Here is a 16,752-nt window from a genome sequence, read left to right as displayed (position 1 = left end):
GTATCCGGTTTTTTTATCCGGAACCAGCGGATTTTTTCTGAAAACGCAATCGTTTACGTGATGTGACACAAAATTCATTAACACAGGTGATGACATGTCTGCGACACAGCCGCAAAGCGGGTGCAAATTAGACCAATTTTTTAAACTGACTGAGCGCGGCACCACTGTCCGCCGTGAAGTTCTCGCCGGACTGACCACATTCCTGGCGATGGTGTACTCGGTGATTGTTGTGCCGGGCATGCTCGGCCAGGCGGGTTTCCCGCATACGGCGGTCTTTATCGCCACCTGTCTGGTGGCCGGGCTCGGTTCTCTGCTGATGGGGTTATGGGCAAACCTGCCGATGGCGATCGGCTGTGCGATTTCCCTGACCGCCTTTACCGCATTCAGTATGGTGATTGGTCAGAATATCCCGATCCCGGTCGTACTGGGCGCGGTGTTCCTGATGGGGGTGCTGTTCACCCTGATTTCTGTCACCGGTATCCGTACGTGGATCCTGCGCAATATCCCGCTGGGGATTGCCCACGGCACGGGGATCGGTATCGGTCTGTTCCTGCTGCTGATTGCCGCCACTAATATTGACCTTGTGATCAAAAACCCGCAGGCAGGCATGCCGGTGGTACTGGGGGATTTCACCTCTTTCCCTGTGATAATGGCGCTGGCGGGTCTGGCGGTGATTTTCGGTCTGGAGCGCCTGAAAGTCCCGGGGGCAGTACTGCTGGTGATTATTGCGATTTCCGTTATCGGGCTGATTTTTGATCCGAATGTGAAATATCAGGGCTTTTTCAAATTACCGTCCCTTGGTGATGACGGGCTGTCACTCTTTTTCAGCATGGATATCATGGGCGCACTGCAACCACTGGTGTTGCCAACAGTTCTGGCGCTGGTGATGACGGCGGTGTTTGATGCGACAGGCACGATCCGCGCGGTAGCCGGTCAGGCGAATCTGCTGGATAAAGATAATCAGATCATTAACGGCGGCAAAGCCCTGACGACAGACTCAGTCAGCAGCATTGTAGCCGGTGTTGTCGGCGCGGCGCCTGCTGCGGTGTATATCGAATCTGCGGCCGGTGCCGCTGCGGGTGGTCGTACCGGTCTGACCGCAACCGTGGTCGGGGTACTGTTCCTGCTGATCCTGTTCCTCTCTCCGCTCTCTTACCTGGTACCGGCCTATGCGACAGCACCGGCGCTGATGTATGTCGGTCTGCTGATGCTGAGTAATGTCAGTAAACTGGATTTCAGTGACTTTGTTGGTTCTATGTCAGGTTTATTGTGTGCGGTCTTCATTGTACTGACCGGTAATATTGTGACCGGGATTATGCTGGGCTTTGCTTCACTGGTTATCGGTCGTATCGCCGGAGGGGAATGGCGTAAGCTGAATATCGGTACAGTGCTTATCGCAGCGGCACTGGTGGCATTTTATGCTGGTGGCTGGGCGATTTAAGTCATAAATCACCATTTCACGGAAGCTGTTGGTGAGGATACGCTTTATTTATACGATTTATCTTAAAACACTAATTAATTGCCCGATTTAATGGCCTGAGAAGATAAAATAGCAGTGGCGAATAACGCATCCGCCGCTGCTTTTTTTGTATGATAGTGGCAACCGGCGGTAATTTTTTCTCCTCCGGGCTCTTATTGCGGTTTTTTTGCCGTTATTAACAGTATCTTTTTGTCAGCGGGCTGATTAGGCCCTAAGTTCAGTAAGGGTAATATGGAAATATTCTTTACGATTCTTATTTTGATTCTGGTCGTGTCGGTGTCCGGTGTTCTCACCAAAATGATCCCGTATCGTATTCCGTTACCCATCATTCAGATCGCAATGGGGGCCCTGCTTGCCTTCCCGCAGTTTGGTCTGCATGTCACGTTCGATCCTGAACTGTTTCTCGTCCTGCTGATACCGCCGTTGCTGTTTGTTGACGGCTGGAAGACCCCGACCAGGGAGTTTATGCAGAAAGGGCGGGAAATCTTCATCCTGGTGCTGTTCCTGGTGCTGGTGACGGTTATCGGCATCGGGTATCTGATCTACTGGCTGATGCCGGGGATTGAGCTGATTCCGGCCTTTGCCCTTGCGGCGGTGCTGTCTCCGACAGATGCCGTGGCGCTGTCGTCGATTGTCGGCAAAGGGCGCATTCCGAAACAGATGATGGGCATTCTGGAAGGGGAGGCGCTGATGAATGACGCCTCCGGTCTGGTCGCGCTGAAATTTGCCGTGGCAATTGTCATGGGCACGATGATTTTCTCCGTCACCGGTGTCACCCTGGAATTCTTCAAAGTCGCTATCGGCGGCCTGCTGGCCGGGGTGGCGGTCACCTGGCTGTACAGTAAATCACTGCGTCTGATGAGCCGCTGGAGCGGGGATGACCCGGCCACGCAAATCGTCTTTATGTTACTGCTGCCGTTTGCCTCTTATCTGATCGCGGAACACATCGGTGTGTCCGGTATCCTGGCCGCTGTGGCGGCGGGGATGACTATCAGTAAATCCGGGGTTATCCGTAATGCACCGCTGGCAATGCGTCTGCGGGCGGATAATGTCTGGGGGATGCTGGAATTTGTCTTTAACGGCCTGGTCTTTATTATGCTCGGTCTGCAACTGCCGGGGATCTGGCAGGTGTCCGTTATTGAGGCGGAACTTGACCCGACAGTAGAAACCTGGATGCTGTTTACCGCGGTTATCGTGATCTACTTTGCCCTGCTGGTGCTGCGTTTCTGCTGGTTGTGGATGATGAAAACCGTCAGCCGCCTGACCTTAAAACGCAAGCCGCTGGATTTTACGTTTTACTCCACCCGTGATCTGTGGCTGGCATCATTTGCCGGGGTACGCGGGGCGATAACGCTGGCGGGGGTACTGTCCATCCCGTTGTTCCTGCCGGACGGCACGCCGTTCCCGGCCCGTTATCAGATGGTGTTTATCGCCGCCGGCGTGATTATCTTCTCACTCTTTATGGGGGTGGTATCGCTGCCGTTCCTGCTCAAAGGGATGAATGTCGGGGATAAACAGGCGGATGCCAATGAAATCCGCGCGGCGAAAGCGGCGATGGCGGAAGTGGCCATTGTCAGTATCGGCAAGATGGAAGAGCGTCTGTCCGCCAGTTCGGATGAAGCGCTGGATGCGGAAGCGATCAGTGAGGTGGCCTCGCGGGTGGCCGGACACCTCAGGCGGCGTACCGCCGGGGGGGATGAGATGGAATATAACCTCCAGGTGGAAGATCTGGAGCGCCGTTTCCGTCTGACCGCACTGCGTGCCGAGCGCGGCGAGCTGTATCACCAGCGTGCGACCCGTAATATCAGCAATGAAACCCTGCAACTGCTGCTGCATGATCTGGATCTGCTGGAAGCCCTGCTGGTTGAGAAAGAAACATAACCGATGCCGTTACTGATAATTACCACGATCCTGTGGGCCGCATCGTTCAGCCTGATTGGCGAGTATCTCGCCGGTCAGGTGGACAGCTGGTTCTCTGTATTAGTCCGTGTGTCGCTGGCGGCACTGGTTTTTCTGCCGTTTCTGCGCTGGCGCGGGATCGCTCCGAAAGTCATTCTGATGTATATGGCGGTGGGTGCCTGTCAGCTCGGTATTATGTATCTCTTTGTTTTCCATGCCTACAACTACCTGACTGTCGCGGAATTCCTGCTGTTTACCGTGCTGACCCCCCTGTATGTGACGCTGATTTATGATCTGCTGGAGCGGCGCGGGTTGCGCTGGGGTTATGTATTCAGTTCGCTGCTGGCGGTGATTGGTGCGGCGGTGATCCGCTATGACCATCTCAGTGATTCTTTCTGGACGGGGTTGATTCTGGTGCAGCTGGCGAATATCTTCTTTGCTATCGGTCAGGTCGGTTACAAGCGGTTGATGGAAGTGCATCCGCTGGTGCAGCGCACGGCGTTTTTCTGGTTCTACCTCGGTGCCTGTGTGGTGGCGCTGGCGGGCTGGCTGCTGTTCGGTAATTTCGCCAAAATGCCGTCCACGCAGTTACAGTGGGGTGTCCTGCTGTGGCTGGGGATCGGGGCATCCGGGATCGGCTACTTTATGTGGAACTACGGCGCCACGCAGGTGGACGCCGGAACACTCGCGATCATGAACAACATGATGGTTCCGGCGGGGTTACTGGTGAACTTTGCCATCTGGCAGCAACATCCGAACTGGCTCACGTTCAGCATTGGCGCAACCCTGATTGTGGCATCTCTGTGGGTACACCGGGTATGGATACTGAAGCCGTCTTTACAAAAGGCAGATTGTCCACCGCGTGCTGACGCGTCGCGCGAATAAACGACTCAACAGCCGGCTGGCGCTGTTCCCCGCTGCGGTTTGCGGCATACAGCCGGCTCCACAATCCTTCCCCTAAGGTTTTGGTCACCACCATCCCCTGTCTTTCAAAATTCTCCACCGCCCAGTGCGGCAGTGCGGCGATCCCCATACGGGCGGCGACCATCTGGATCATCAGCAGGGTGTTATCCACGGTTTTTATCTGCGGGGAAACACCGGCCGGTTGCAGGAAACGCCGCCAGATATCAAAGCGCTGGCGCTGTACCGGATAAATCAGCAGGGTTTCTGCGGTCAGATCCTGCGGCTGGATATGCAGACGGCGGGCCAGCGGATGCTCCGGTGCCACCACCAGTTTCACCTCATAATCAAACAGCGGCGTATACGTCAGCTTCCCGTTGTGCTGCTCATCAATATCGGATGTCAGCACCACATCGAGTTCGCGTTTCAGCAGTTCCGGCTGCGGATCAAAACTGACCCCGGAAGTGAAATCGACATTAATCTGCGGCCAGCTCTCGCGGAAATGCGCCAGAGCAGGGGTCAGCCACTGAATGCAGCTGTGGCACTCAATCGCCACGCGCAGTGCGGTCAGTCCCGGCTCATTACATTCACGGATAGCATCTTTTACCAGCGGCAGTACCTGCTCCGCCAGCTGTAACAGTACCTGTCCCTGCGGGGTAAATTGCAGCGGCTGGGTTTTGCGGATAAAAATCCGGTAGCCGAGCCGGTGCTCCAGTTCACTGAACTGATGGGAAAGGGCGGATTGTGTCTGATGCAACGCACCTGCGGCTCCCGCGAGTGACCCTGACTGATTCAGTGCCTGAATCGTTTTTAAATGTTTTATTTCTATCATGAGGAACCTTCAGGTTAGCGATGAAGAATTTGCGCTTGTTTCTTATACAGTACCCGTTGATTATGGATGTGTAAACATCTGGATGGCTAAATGATAGGATTTTTTATGACGACACATAATCACACTCTGGGTTTTCCGCGCATCGGCCTGAAACGGGAACTGAAAAAAGCGCTTGAAGGTTATTGGGCAGGGCAGATTTCGCAGGATGAGCTGCGCGATACCGGTCGTGAATTACGCCGCCGTCACTGGCAGCTGCAAAAAGAGGCCGGGGTTGAATTATTACCGGTCGGGGATTTCGCCTGGTACGATCATGTTCTCGGCACCAGCCTGCTGTTCGGCAATGTGCCGCCGCGTCATGCCGGTGCAGACGGGAAAATTGACCTCGATACGCTGTTCCGTATCGCCCGTGGACGTGCGCCTTCCGGTGAACCGGCCGCAGCAGCGGAAATGACCAAATGGTTTAACACCAACTATCACTACATTGTGCCGGAGTTTCAGCGCGGTCAAACCTTCACCGTGAGCTGGCCGCAGCTGTTTGACGAGGTGGATGAGGCACTGGAACAAGGCTTTGCGGTTAAGCCGGTGCTGCTCGGCCCGGTGACCTATCTGTGGCTCGGTAAAGTGAAAGGGGCTCAGTTTGACCGCTTATCATTACTGCCGTCACTGTTAGAAGCCTATAAAATCGTACTGGAAAAGCTGGCGCAGCGCGGTATTGAGTGGATTCAGATTGATGAACCGGCGCTGGTGCTGGATCTGCCGCCGGAGTGGCAGGATGCTTACCGCACGACATATGATGCTTTGCAGGGACATGCAAAACTGCTGCTGACCACGTATTTTGACGGAGTGAGTCACCACTTACCGTTGATCCGTGAGTTGCCGGTTCAGGGGCTGCACGTCGATTTCGTCGCGGGCGGTGATGATATTCAGGCTATCCACGATGCATTACCGGCGGACTGGCTGCTCTCTGCCGGTCTGATTAACGGGCGCAATGTCTGGCGTGCCGATCTGCGGCAAAAATATGATGTAATCGCCCCGCTGGCCGGAAAACGCGACCTGTGGATCGGTACATCCTGCTCATTGCTGCACAGCCCGATTGACCTTCGGGACGAAACCAAACTGGATGAAGAAGTCAAAAGCTGGTTTGCCTTCGCACAGCAGAAATGTGAGGAACTGGCATTGCTGACCCGTGCGGTTAACAGCGGCTCGGCAGATGATATCGCCGCACTGGCGGAATACAGTGCGCCGATTACCCGCCGCCGTGATTCTTCCCGCGTTCACAATGCGGCGGTGGCTGCCCGGCTGGCTGCGGTAACCGCCCGTGACAGCGAACGCGCCGCGCCGTATGCCGAACGTGCAGAAGCACAACGCAGTCGTTTTAATTTGCCGCTGTGGCCGACCACTACAATCGGATCTTTTCCGCAAACCACGGAAATCCGCGGGCTGCGTCTGAACTTCAAAAAAGGGAATATCGATAAAGCGTTCTACCGTACTAATATCTCTGAACATATTAAGCAGGCGATTAATGAGCAGGAACGGCTCGGACTGGATGTGCTGGTTCACGGTGAAGCGGAACGTAATGACATGGTGGAGTATTTCGGCGAGCATCTCGACGGCTATGTCTTTACGCAGAACGGCTGGGTGCAGAGCTACGGTTCCCGCTGTGTGAAACCGCCGGTGATTATCGGGGACATCAGCCGTCCGGAACCGATCACCGTTGACTGGGCAACGTACGCGCAATCCCTGACCAGCAAGCCGGTGAAAGGCATGCTGACCGGGCCGGTGACCATTCTCTGCTGGTCATTCCCGCGCGAGGATGTCAGCCGTGAAACCATTGCCAAACAGATTGCTCTGGCACTGCGTGATGAAGTGGACGATTTGCAGAAAGCCGGGATTGGTATTATCCAGATCGATGAACCGGCACTGCGCGAAGGGCTGCCGCTGCGCCGGGCAGAATGGGCGGAGTATCTTACCTGGGCAGTGGATGCTTTCCGGCTGAATGCCGCAGTCGCGGAGAATGACACCCAGATCCACACCCATATGTGTTACTGCGAATTCAATGACATCATGGATTCCATTGCGGCGCTGGATGCGGATGTGATCACCATTGAAACATCACGCTCTGATATGGAGCTTCTGGAAGCATTTGAAGATTTCGATTATCCGAATGAAATCGGGCCGGGTGTTTATGATATTCACTCGCCGAATGTACCGGAAGTGGAGTGGATCGAAGCGCTGCTGCGCAAAGCGGCGGATAAGATTGCCGTGGAGCGTCTGTGGGTTAACCCGGACTGCGGCCTGAAAACGCGCGGCTGGGATGAAACCCGCAAAGCTCTGGCGAACATGGTAGAAGCGGCGCGCCGTCTGCGGGAGAATCCGCTGACATCCCGCTGAGGAAATCTGCCTTATATAAAGAGGAGAAAAGCCGGTCAGTGATGACCGGCTTTGTGTTATGTGCTGTCAGCTGACCGGACGAAAATCCGGCCCGCTGAAGCAGCGTGTTGCCCGGCCGCGTTCGATCTGGTGATGTGACCGGTGACGCTCGCCGTTCAGTGATGCGGACTGCTGTTGCTGATACTGGCTGAGATGCCATTCAATCAGGCGGCAGGCCAGTTTTTTGTTGGCGTGCTGGCTGCGTTCAGACTGCACTTTAACCGTAATACCGGTGGCAATGTGCGTGGCACGGACAGCGGATTCAGTCTTATTCACATGCTGACCGCCCGGCCCCTGTGATTTAAGACGTTCAAAGACAATCTCACTGTCTGATACCGTCTGCGGCGCAGTAAAACGGCGGATGCCGATAAACCAGTTTTTACGCCGGTGTGTCGGGCGGAACGGGCTGGCACACTGCCACTGCAATGTCCCGCACCAGTGATCCGCCAGCGTATCCGCATGCTCTCCGTCCAGTGACAGCAGGGCGGAATGCAGGCCGTGCTGTGACGGCATTTCCTCCGCAATGGTCACGGTGACCGCTGACTGTGCGGCCTCCTGCAAAAAGAGACGCAGCGCGTGCTTCACCGCCAGACAGCATTCCTCAGAGCCGTGAGCGGCAGAAAACTGTAATAACATCAGCAGCACTCCCCGCTCGTTTTGTAGGTCAGCAACGGTTTCAGCCGCGCCACCACGGTAATCAGCCCGGCACCTGACAGGCTTTCAATCACTGTCTCAATGGATTTATAGGATTGCGGTGCTTCCTCATAAATCAGCTGCTTATTGGCACAGATCACCCGGCTGCCGAGATCGGTGCGGGATAACTGTGCCGGGGTATAGCGGTGAGAAAGGCGTCCTTTGCACTCGGTGCGCATCCATTTACGCCCTGCGCCGTGTGCGAGAGAGTAAAGGCTGTCAGCGGTTGCCTGTGGTTTCACCAGATAACTGTAATCACCGCGTGAGCCGGGGATCACCACATAATCATGATCCACCGGGGTGGCCCCTTTCCGGTGCAGCCAGCCGTCACGACCGTTCACCGTACAGGCTTCCACCAGGTTGTGATTGATATCGAGTACCGTCTCTCCTTTGGTACGCAGCTGCTGCATCATCCGCAGTGCAATCAGCGCCCGGTTGTGTTGTGCAAAATCCAGCGCCTGCTGATGTGCAGTCAGGTATTCCGCCGCTTCCGGCGTGTTGTCTGTCAGACCGTCGTGGCTGAACTGCTCAACATGATGACGCAGAATCATTTGCCCCAGTCCGCGTGAACCGCTGTGAACCAGCAGTATCATCCGCTGTTTATCCAGCCCGGACGCAGCAAACAGCCCGTCATCACAAACTTTGTCAATTTGCTGAAACTCAGCAAAATGATTCCCGCCGCCGACAGAAGACAGAGAGGCGGCAAACGGATGTGAAGCGAAGTGATCGCTCACATGCTCTGCCAGCCAGTCTGTATCCGCATGGTCATGCATGCTGCGCAGTTGCTTTTCGGCTTTGTCCGCGTTGAGTTTGCTGATTTTCAGCTCAGTCTGATACAGCGCCATACCGCAGCCGATGTCGTTACCGACCAATGCGGGATAAAAACGGCCTTCAGAGAAAAATGCCGCACCCACCGGATAGCCTCTGCCGGGATGCAGATCCGGCATACCGGCAACCGCAGTCATACCCGGTAATTGTGCGGTGGTGATCAGTTGCTGAATCGCGTTACTTTCGATCCACGTCGCATCCGAGGCGATATAAGAGACGCCCGGCGCGACAAAATGCATATAATTGCCCATAATCCATTCCGGAAAATAGTGAAAATTCGGGTTTATGGCGGGCAGTCAGGAAGAAACAGACAGGAAACAGGGACGGGTAATACGGAGAAATAACGCTGTAATACCGGTGTGATAATCAGTTCTGCAAGAGCCCGCAAAGTGTGCACAGTAATGTAGTCATATGAACCTCCTTACGTTCTGAAAGTGACAGGTCAGCACGCATCGCGTGCCGGAGTGGTGCGGATAGTAGAGTGAGGCGGATAAAAAAGCAACCCGTGTTTTGCTTTTTCACAGAGCAGTCCGGCGACATTTTCAGCATAAACTGCTGTTTGTGTGATTTGAATCTCATTTTTATGTAATTGATTCATAGAAACGTATCAATGAAGTGATAATAATCACTAAATTTTGTGCAGTGGCACGCTACAGTGTCCTCAATAATCATTTTTTCGCTAAGGAGTTCAGGATGGCTGATGTATTTCATTTAGGTTTGACTAAAGCAGATTTACAGGGTGCGACGCTGGCTATCGTACCGGGCGATCCGAACCGGGTCGAAAAAATTGCCCGCCTGATGGATAACCCTGTTCATCTCGCGTCTCTGCGTGAATTCACCTCATGGCGCGGTGAACTGGACGGCAAAGCGGTTATCGTCTGTTCAACCGGCATCGGCGGCCCGTCCACCTCTATCGCGGTGGAAGAACTGGCACAGCTGGGGATCCGCACGTTCCTGCGTATCGGTACCACCGGAGCGATTCAGGAAAACATTAATGTCGGTGATGTCCTTGTGACCACGGCGGCGGTGCGCCTGGATGGTGCAAGCCTGCACTTTGCGCCGATGGAATTCCCGGCCGTGGCTGACTTTGAATGCACCACCGCGCTGGTAAATGCAGCGAAAGCAGCCAAAGCCACCGTTCATATTGGTGTGACCGCTTCTTCTGATACTTTCTATCCGGGCCAGGAGCGTTATGATACGTTCAGCGGCCGTGTGACCCGCCGGTTCAAAGGATCAATGAAAGAGTGGCAGGAAATGGGCGTGATGAACTTTGAAATGGAATCCGCCACACTGCTGACCATGTGCGCCAGCCAGGGGCTGCGTGCCGGGATGGTTGCGGGCGTTATCGTTAACCGCACCCAGCAGGAAATTCCTGATGAAGCGAAGATGAAGAAAACCGAATCCAATACCCTGGATATTGTGGTGGAAGCCGCCCGTCATCTCATCTGATCGTTACCGGTTTCATGAATCAGCCGTATCGCCGGATTTTCCGGTGGTACGGTTTTTTTTTAATCATTCATTCTGTAAATCTGATACAGTGATCGTGCCGAACATACTGATAATAATGATAAAGAGGTATCAATGACCAGACAGCCATTACCGCATCCTTCCGTACTGCCGCTCGACGGCGGGATCAATTTCCGTGACCTGGGAAACAAAGTGCTGCCGGACGGCAGTAAAATCAAACCCGGCCTGCTGTTCCGTGCCGGGGCGCTGGATCGCCTGAGCGACAACGACTTAACCCGGCTGACAGAGCAGAATCTGTTTCAGATCCTGGATTACCGCGACAGCGGTGAAATTGCTGATAAACCGGATCGTCTGTGGCAGGGTGCGCTGTACACGAACGCACCGGCAAATCCGATGTCAAAGGAAGTGGATGCTAACCTTGAGAAGCTCGGCAATGAAGCACTGACGGAGTTTGATCCGAAAGCCTTTATGCTGCGCCTCTATGAACTGCTGCCGCTGGGCAACCCGGCGTATCATGCACTCGGTGATATGCTGCGCAATCCGGAAAAAGGCGGTATTGTGCAGCATTGTGCGGTCGGCAAAGACCGGACTGGTGTGGGGTCGGCACTGGTGCTGTTTGCACTCGGCGCGGATACCGATATGGTGATGGAAGATTACCTGCTGACCAATGACACGCTGGCGCCGTACCGCCATGAACTGCTGGCAGAGCACGCGAAAAATATGCCGGAAGCGGTGGTGGAGAAATTCGCCTATGTGTACTCCGTACAGCCTGACTTCCTGAATACCGCGCTGAAAAGCATTCATTCGCATTATGGCAGTATTGATACCTGGCTGGCGAAAGATATCGGGCTGACAACGGCAGTCCGCGATAAAATCCGCAACCATTTCCTTGAATAAGATCAGACAGTAAGGGGGATTTTCTGGCACCGGCAGATATTATTACCACCGTCACCGCATTTGTCCGTGAACATGAATTCTGGGCATTGCCGATCGTCTTCGTGCTGGCATTCGGTGAATCTCTCGCATTTCTTTCCCTGTTGTTCCCGGCAACGGTGATTCTGCTCGGGGTCGGGGCGCTGATCGGGGAAGGCGGGCTGAATTTTATGCCGGTCTTTCTGGCGGCGGCCACCGGTGGCTTTTTCGGCGACTGGATCTCCTATTACATCGGCTACTACTACAAGGATAATGTCCGTCATATGTGGCCGATTTCACGCTCCCCGCAAACCCTGGTCAGAGGGCATCAGTTCTTTGAAAAATGGGGAATATGGGGTGTCTTCTTCGGGCGCTTCTTCGGGCCGTTCCGCGCCGTGGTACCGCTGGTGGCCGGGATCTGCGCGATGCCGCAGCGCCATTTTCAGCTGGCGAACCTGTCTTCTGCCGTGATCTGGGCATTCGGCCTGCTGGCCCCCGGCGCGTTCGGGCTGAAATGGATGGCCGGACTGATGGGCGGATAGCGCCGCATTTTCACGGATTACATTGATTTTTGCGTGACGCGCCGAAAAAAACGGCGGACAGTAAAAAGACAGTGGACATCTGTACAGTGCTATTTTACCGTAAGCGGCGTAAGTGACTCGCGGAGGAGACGGCCATCGTGGATATTCAGTGGCTTTATGGTTTTATCGGCATTCTGAGCGGAATTCTGCTGGGCGGCGGTGTGGTCTGGTTCAGCCTGCAACAGCGGCTGACGGACAAAAACCGGCTGTTACAGGACAATATTGCGCAACTGGCTCTGCTGGATGAAACCCAGCGTCAGGCAGCATATTGGCAGCAGGCCAGAGAACAGAGTGAACAATCACTGGAAAATGCCCGTCATATCAGCGCACAGCAGGAAGCTGAAATCCGTGAGCTGACCACCCGGCTGGAAGAGAGCCGCCTGGCTGCTGAAGAAAAACAGCGGCTGCTGCTTAACAGTGAGCAACGCCTGAATACCCAGTTTGAAAACCTGGCTTCCCGTATCTTTGAACAGAGCGGCCGCCGGACAGATGAACTCAACCGCCAGAGCCTGTCCATGCTGCTGCGTCCGTTCCGTGAACAGCTGGATAACTTTAACCGGCAGGTGCAGGAAAGTTACAGCCAGGAAAGCCGTGAACGCCACACCCTGACACATGAAATTCAGCGCCTGCAACAGCTTAATCTGCGGATGGCGCAGGAAGCGGTCAACCTCACCAATGCCCTGAAAGGTGACAATAAAATGCAGGGTAATTGGGGGGAAACGATTCTTGCCCGTATCCTGGAGGCCTCCGGTCTGCGCGAGGGCCATGAATTCGCCACCCAGGTCAGCCTGAAAAACGAACAGCAAAGCCGTTATCAGCCGGATGTGGTGATTTACCTGCCACAGAACAAGCAGGTGATTGTGGACGCCAAAGTATCGCTGGTGGCCTACGAGCGTTACTTCAACAGTGACACCCCGGACGCCCGGCAGGCGGCACTGACGGAACATATCAACTCTGTGCGTCAGCACATCCGCGGTCTGAGCCGCAAAGAATACCAGGATCTCAGCGGGATTAACTCGCTGGATTATGTACTGATGTTTATCCCTGTCGAACCGGCGTTTCTGGCAGCGGTCGGGCAGGAAAGTGTGTTACTGGACGAAGCCCTCAGAAGCAATATCATGCTGGTCAGCCCGTCCACACTGCTGGTGGCGCTGCGGACAATCGCCAATCTCTGGCGTTATGAACATCAGCATGAAAACAGTCAGGCAATTGCACAACGGGCCGCGCGTCTGTATGACAAACTCCGCCTGTTTACCGAGGAAATGGACGCTATCGGTCAGGCGCTGGATAAAGCCCAGAGCACATACCACGGGGCGATGAAAAAACTGACCACCGGTCGCGGAAACCTGCTGTCACAGGCAGAAAGCTTCCGTGAACTGGGGGTTGAGGTAAAACGCCCGCTGGATGAAATTCTGGTGCAGAAAGCCCGCCTCAGTGAACAGCAGGACAGTGCCGCGGATGAACTGCCGGAGGTCCCGGCTAATTTCGCAGAACAACACAATGAGCATAGGGTTTTGCGGTAAAGGCTGATACACTTTTCCGATCACTAATTCATGCACACAGGCAAAACAGGCAAGAAGAGAATGGAAGAGCAATCCCGGGATACAATCGATTTTGGTTTTCGCACTGTTAACAGAAACGAAAAAGCAGGTATGGTGGCAAACGTCTTTCATTCTGTTGCCGCAAAATACGATCTGATGAATGACCTGATGTCTTTCGGCATCCATCGTGTCTGGAAACGTTTTACTATTGATGCCAGTGGTGTCCGCCGCGGTCAGCGGGTGCTGGATCTTGCCGGGGGAACCGGTGATTTTACCGCAAAATTTTCCCGTATGGTCGGTGAAAACGGGCAGGTGATCCTTGCGGATATTAACGACTCCATGCTGAAAATGGGCCGGGAAAAGCTGCGTAACCACGGGGTTGTCGGCAATGTGAATTATGTTCAGGCGAACGCCGAAGAACTGCCGTTCCCGGATGATTACTTCAACTGCATCATCATCTCTTTCGGGCTGCGTAATGTCACTGATAAAGACAAAGCACTCCGCTCCATGTTCCGTGTGTTAAAACCGGGTGGTCGCCTGCTGGTGCTGGAATTCTCCAAACCGGTAATTGAACCGCTGAGTAAAGTATATGACGCTTATTCCTTCCACGTGCTGCCGCGTATCGGGCAGGCGGTTGTGAATGATGCGGACAGCTACCGCTATCTTGCCGAATCCATCCGCATGCATCCGGATCAGGAAACCCTGAAAGGCATGATGGAAAATGCCGGATTTGAGCATGTTTCCTATACCAATATGACCGGCGGCATTGTGGCGCTGCATAAAGGGTTCAAATTCTGATATGGCTGATACGTTTGCAGAAAATATTCCGTCTCCTGTCAGTCCGCAGGCACTTTATCCTGTGGTTGCCGGATTTCTGGAAACGGTACTTAACCGGCTGCTGTACAGCGAAACGGTACTGAAGCCGGCCCGCGCCCGTCTGACCGGTAAAACACTCACCCTCCGGCTGACAGAGCCGGATATGCAGTTCACACTGATCTTCAGTGAAAAGCAGCTGGATGTGATTTCCCGCTGGGAAGACCCGGCTGACTGTGTACTGCAAACCCGTTTTCTCACTCTGCTGAAACTGAAAGACAAACAACAGCTTTCTGCACTGATCCGGCAGGGTGATATCGTGATTGACGGTGATATGCAGGTTATTCAGCACTTTTCCGCGCTGCTGGATATGGCGGAATGGGATCCGGCACATTATCTGGCGCCGTATACCGGCGATATTGCCGCGCAGACACTGACTCAGATCGCCGTAAAAGGCGGGCAGTTTATCCGTCGTGCAGTATGCCGTCAGCAGGAATACCTGACCGGTGCGGTCACCCGTGAGTGGGCGCTTGCTCCTTCTGCACTGGAAGCCGCTCATTTCTGTGATGAAGTTGCGGATGCTGCACAAACCGCAAATGAACTTGAGGCGCGCCTCGCCCGTCTGGAAAAAAAAGCAGGAACCGGGTATGAGACCGAGTGAAATAAAACGCCTCTATTTTATCATCCGCACTCTCCTGAATTACGGGCTGGATGAACTGATCCCCAAAAATCGTCTGAGCTGGGCTATCCGCCTCTGGCGCCGTTCACTGTTCTGGATGCCGAACAAGCATAAAGACAAAGTGCTGGGTGAGCGTCTGCGTCTGGCGCTTCAGGAACTGGGGCCGGTATGGATAAAGTTCGGGCAGATGCTTTCCACCCGCCGGGATCTGTTCCCGCCGGCCATTGCCGATCAGCTGGCGCTGCTGCAGGATCGCGTTTCATCATTTGACGGTAATCTGGCAAAGAAAACCATTGAAGATGCCCTGGAAGGACCAGTGGAAACCTGGTTCGATGATTTTGATATTACCCCGCTGGCATCCGCATCAATTGCGCAGGTACACACCGCTGTCCTGAAAGAAAACGGACAGGCGGTGGTACTGAAAGTGATCCGTCCGGATATCCTGCCGGTGATTCAGGCGGATATTCATCTGATGTACCGGCTGGCGAACATGGTTCCCCTGTTACCGGACGGCAGACGTCTGCGGCCGAAAGAGGTCGTACGTGAGTATGAAAAAACACTGCTGGATGAGCTGAATCTGCAACGCGAAGCGGCTAATGCCATTCAGTTGCGCCGTAATTTTGAAAACAGCCCGATGCTCTATGTACCGGAGGTTTATCCCGATCTCTGCCGTGAAAATGTGTTGATCATGGAGCGGATCTACGGTATTCCGGTTTCTGATATTGCGGCTCTGCATGAGCAGGGCACAAACATGAAGTTACTGGCTGAGCGCGGCGTGCAGGTCTTCTTCACGCAGGTTTTCCGCGACAGTTTCTTCCATGCGGATATGCATCCGGGTAATATTTTTGTCAGCCGTGAGCATCCGGACGATCCTCAGTATATTGGTATCGACTGCGGTATTGTCGGCTCACTGAATAAAGAAGATAAGCGCTATCTCGCGGAAAACTTTATTGCCTTCTTTAACCGTGATTACCGCAAAGTGGCTGAGCTGCATGTGGATTCCGGCTGGGTGCCGCCGGATACCAATGTGGAAGATTTTGAATTTGCTATCCGTACGGTATGCGAACCGATTTTTGAAAAACCGCTGGCAGAAATCTCTTTCGGTCATGTGCTGCTGAACCTGTTTAATACCGCCCGGCGCTTTAATATGGAAGTTCAGCCGCAGCTGGTTTTATTACAGAAAACCCTGCTGTATGTTGAGGGGCTCGGACGCCAGCTTTATCCGCAGCTGGATCTGTGGAAAACCGCGAAACCATTCCTTGAGTCGTGGCTGAAAAGTCAGATTGGCGTAAAAGCAGTGATCCGCAGTATCAAAGAAAAAGCGCCGTTCTGGGCGGAAAAACTACCGGAATTACCGGAACTGGTGTATGACAGTCTTAAGCAGCAGCGCCGTCTGCAATCCGGTGTTGAGCGGCTGGCAGAGCAGATGAAACAGCAGCAGGCGGCTCAGCGGAAAGCGAATTTCTCCCTGGGCATCGGGGCGACATTGTTTATCTGTGCCGGGCTGTTCCATCTGGCCGGTGCACCGGTTGCACCATGGGTTCTGATGTTTTTTGGTGCGCTCACCTGGGTAACAGGATGGTGGCAATCCGGTAAAATGAAGTAAAGATTGAGTTAAAGCAAGGTTTCAGCCGATGTTGTGTATTTCCGTATACGGCTGTGGTTGTATATAATGAAGTAAGTAGGTCCATATCAAT

General features: G+C 54.0%; 14 protein-coding genes. 11 read left to right on the top strand and 3 right to left on the bottom strand.

What is annotated here, in order from left to right; translation table 11 throughout:
- Window positions 1-94 precede the first annotated feature (94 nt).
- The 3 genes from N7387_RS16335 (at window position 95) to N7387_RS16325 (ending at window position 4,264) form a co-directional block, all read left to right on the top strand.
- Complete coding sequence (locus tag N7387_RS16335; RefSeq protein WP_262860254.1) at window positions 95-1,441, top strand: NCS2 family permease; 1,347 nt, start codon at window positions 95-97, stop codon at window positions 1,439-1,441.
- A 270-nt stretch (window positions 1,442-1,711) separates the two neighbouring features.
- Window positions 1,712-3,361 carry a Na+/H+ antiporter gene (locus N7387_RS16330; RefSeq protein WP_025154689.1) on the top strand — a complete coding sequence of 550 codons (1,650 nt, stop codon included), beginning with the start codon at window positions 1,712-1,714 and terminating at the stop codon, window positions 3,359-3,361.
- 3 nt (window positions 3,362-3,364) lie between these two features.
- The gene (locus N7387_RS16325; RefSeq protein ID WP_279800297.1) at window positions 3,365-4,264 is read left to right on the top strand and encodes a carboxylate/amino acid/amine transporter; all 900 of its coding nucleotides are present in this window, start codon (window positions 3,365-3,367) and stop codon (window positions 4,262-4,264) included.
- On the opposite strand, the gene metR is transcribed toward N7387_RS16325, so the two are convergent.
- On the bottom strand, window positions 4,149-5,111 hold the full coding sequence (gene metR, locus N7387_RS16320; protein ID WP_279800296.1) for an HTH-type transcriptional regulator MetR: 963 nt from the start codon (window positions 5,109-5,111) through the stop codon (window positions 4,149-4,151). The two genes, N7387_RS16325 and metR, sit on opposite strands and share 116 nt — an antisense overlap.
- 105 nt (window positions 5,112-5,216) lie before the next feature.
- On the opposite strand from metR, the gene metE reads away from it, so the two are divergent.
- Complete coding sequence (metE, locus tag N7387_RS16315; protein ID WP_279800295.1) at window positions 5,217-7,502, top strand: 5-methyltetrahydropteroyltriglutamate--homocysteine S-methyltransferase; 2,286 nt, start codon at window positions 5,217-5,219, stop codon at window positions 7,500-7,502.
- A gap of 66 nt (window positions 7,503-7,568) precedes the next feature.
- On the opposite strand, the gene prfH is transcribed toward metE, so the two are convergent.
- Window positions 7,569-8,180, bottom strand: coding sequence for a peptide chain release factor H (prfH, locus tag N7387_RS16310; RefSeq protein ID WP_279800314.1), 612 nt, complete (start codon window positions 8,178-8,180; stop codon window positions 7,569-7,571).
- Complete coding sequence (locus N7387_RS16305) at window positions 8,177-9,313, bottom strand: RNA ligase RtcB family protein (RefSeq protein WP_279800294.1); 1,137 nt, start codon at window positions 9,311-9,313, stop codon at window positions 8,177-8,179. Before N7387_RS16305 ends, prfH begins: the two co-directional genes overlap by 4 nt.
- 442 nt (window positions 9,314-9,755) lie before the next feature.
- Between N7387_RS16305 and udp the strand changes: the two genes are divergently transcribed.
- The 7 genes from udp (at window position 9,756) to ubiB (ending at window position 16,661) form a co-directional block, all read left to right on the top strand.
- Entirely contained in the window at window positions 9,756-10,511 is a 756-nt protein-coding gene (udp, locus tag N7387_RS16300) for a uridine phosphorylase (protein WP_004238238.1), read from the top strand.
- 132 nt (window positions 10,512-10,643) lie between these two features.
- A complete protein-coding gene (locus N7387_RS16295) occupies window positions 10,644-11,426 on the top strand; it encodes a tyrosine-protein phosphatase (RefSeq protein ID WP_262860249.1) in 783 nt (260 codons plus the stop codon).
- Window positions 11,427-11,449: 23 nt separating this feature from the next.
- On the top strand, window positions 11,450-11,983 hold the full coding sequence (locus tag N7387_RS16290; RefSeq protein ID WP_262860281.1) for a DedA family protein: 534 nt from the start codon (window positions 11,450-11,452) through the stop codon (window positions 11,981-11,983).
- A 137-nt stretch (window positions 11,984-12,120) separates the two neighbouring features.
- Window positions 12,121-13,545, top strand: coding sequence for a DNA recombination protein RmuC (gene rmuC / locus N7387_RS16285; RefSeq protein ID WP_279800292.1), 1,425 nt, complete (start codon window positions 12,121-12,123; stop codon window positions 13,543-13,545).
- 60 nt (window positions 13,546-13,605) lie between these two features.
- Window positions 13,606-14,361 (top strand): bifunctional demethylmenaquinone methyltransferase/2-methoxy-6-polyprenyl-1,4-benzoquinol methylase UbiE, encoded by a 756-nt coding sequence (gene ubiE, locus N7387_RS16280; protein ID WP_004238233.1) that lies wholly within the window; start codon window positions 13,606-13,608, stop codon window positions 14,359-14,361.
- Window position 14,362: 1 nt separating this feature from the next.
- Window positions 14,363-15,037 carry an SCP2 domain-containing protein gene (locus tag N7387_RS16275; protein WP_279800291.1) on the top strand — a complete coding sequence of 225 codons (675 nt, stop codon included), beginning with the start codon at window positions 14,363-14,365 and terminating at the stop codon, window positions 15,035-15,037.
- Window positions 15,024-16,661, top strand: coding sequence for a ubiquinone biosynthesis regulatory protein kinase UbiB (gene ubiB / locus N7387_RS16270; RefSeq protein WP_262860246.1), 1,638 nt, complete (start codon window positions 15,024-15,026; stop codon window positions 16,659-16,661). The genes N7387_RS16275 and ubiB overlap by 14 nt, the downstream gene beginning before the upstream one ends.
- Window positions 16,662-16,752 lie beyond the last annotated feature (91 nt).

The organism is Morganella sp. GD04133, from assembly GCF_029835375.1.
GTDB classification, from domain to species: Bacteria; Pseudomonadota; Gammaproteobacteria; order Enterobacterales; family Enterobacteriaceae; genus Morganella; species Morganella morganii_B.
This window is presented reverse-complemented; position numbering and strand designations above follow the sequence as displayed.

Coding starts and splice junctions, on each gene's coding strand:
- N7387_RS16335 (WP_262860254.1), top strand. CDS start 95: ATGTCTGCGACACAGCCGCAAAGCGGGTGCAAATTAGACCAATTTTTT.
- N7387_RS16330 (WP_025154689.1), top strand. CDS start 1,712: ATGGAAATATTCTTTACGATTCTTATTTTGATTCTGGTCGTGTCGGTG.
- N7387_RS16325 (WP_279800297.1), top strand. CDS start 3,365: ATGCCGTTACTGATAATTACCACGATCCTGTGGGCCGCATCGTTCAGC.
- metR (WP_279800296.1), bottom strand. CDS start 5,111: ATGATAGAAATAAAACATTTAAAAACGATTCAGGCACTGAATCAGTCA.
- metE (WP_279800295.1), top strand. CDS start 5,217: ATGACGACACATAATCACACTCTGGGTTTTCCGCGCATCGGCCTGAAA.
- N7387_RS16305 (WP_279800294.1), bottom strand. CDS start 9,313: ATGGGCAATTATATGCATTTTGTCGCGCCGGGCGTCTCTTATATCGCC.
- udp (WP_004238238.1), top strand. CDS start 9,756: ATGGCTGATGTATTTCATTTAGGTTTGACTAAAGCAGATTTACAGGGT.
- N7387_RS16295 (WP_262860249.1), top strand. CDS start 10,644: ATGACCAGACAGCCATTACCGCATCCTTCCGTACTGCCGCTCGACGGC.
- ubiE (WP_004238233.1), top strand. CDS start 13,606: ATGGAAGAGCAATCCCGGGATACAATCGATTTTGGTTTTCGCACTGTT.
- N7387_RS16275 (WP_279800291.1), top strand. CDS start 14,363: ATGGCTGATACGTTTGCAGAAAATATTCCGTCTCCTGTCAGTCCGCAG.
- ubiB (WP_262860246.1), top strand. CDS start 15,024: ATGAGACCGAGTGAAATAAAACGCCTCTATTTTATCATCCGCACTCTC.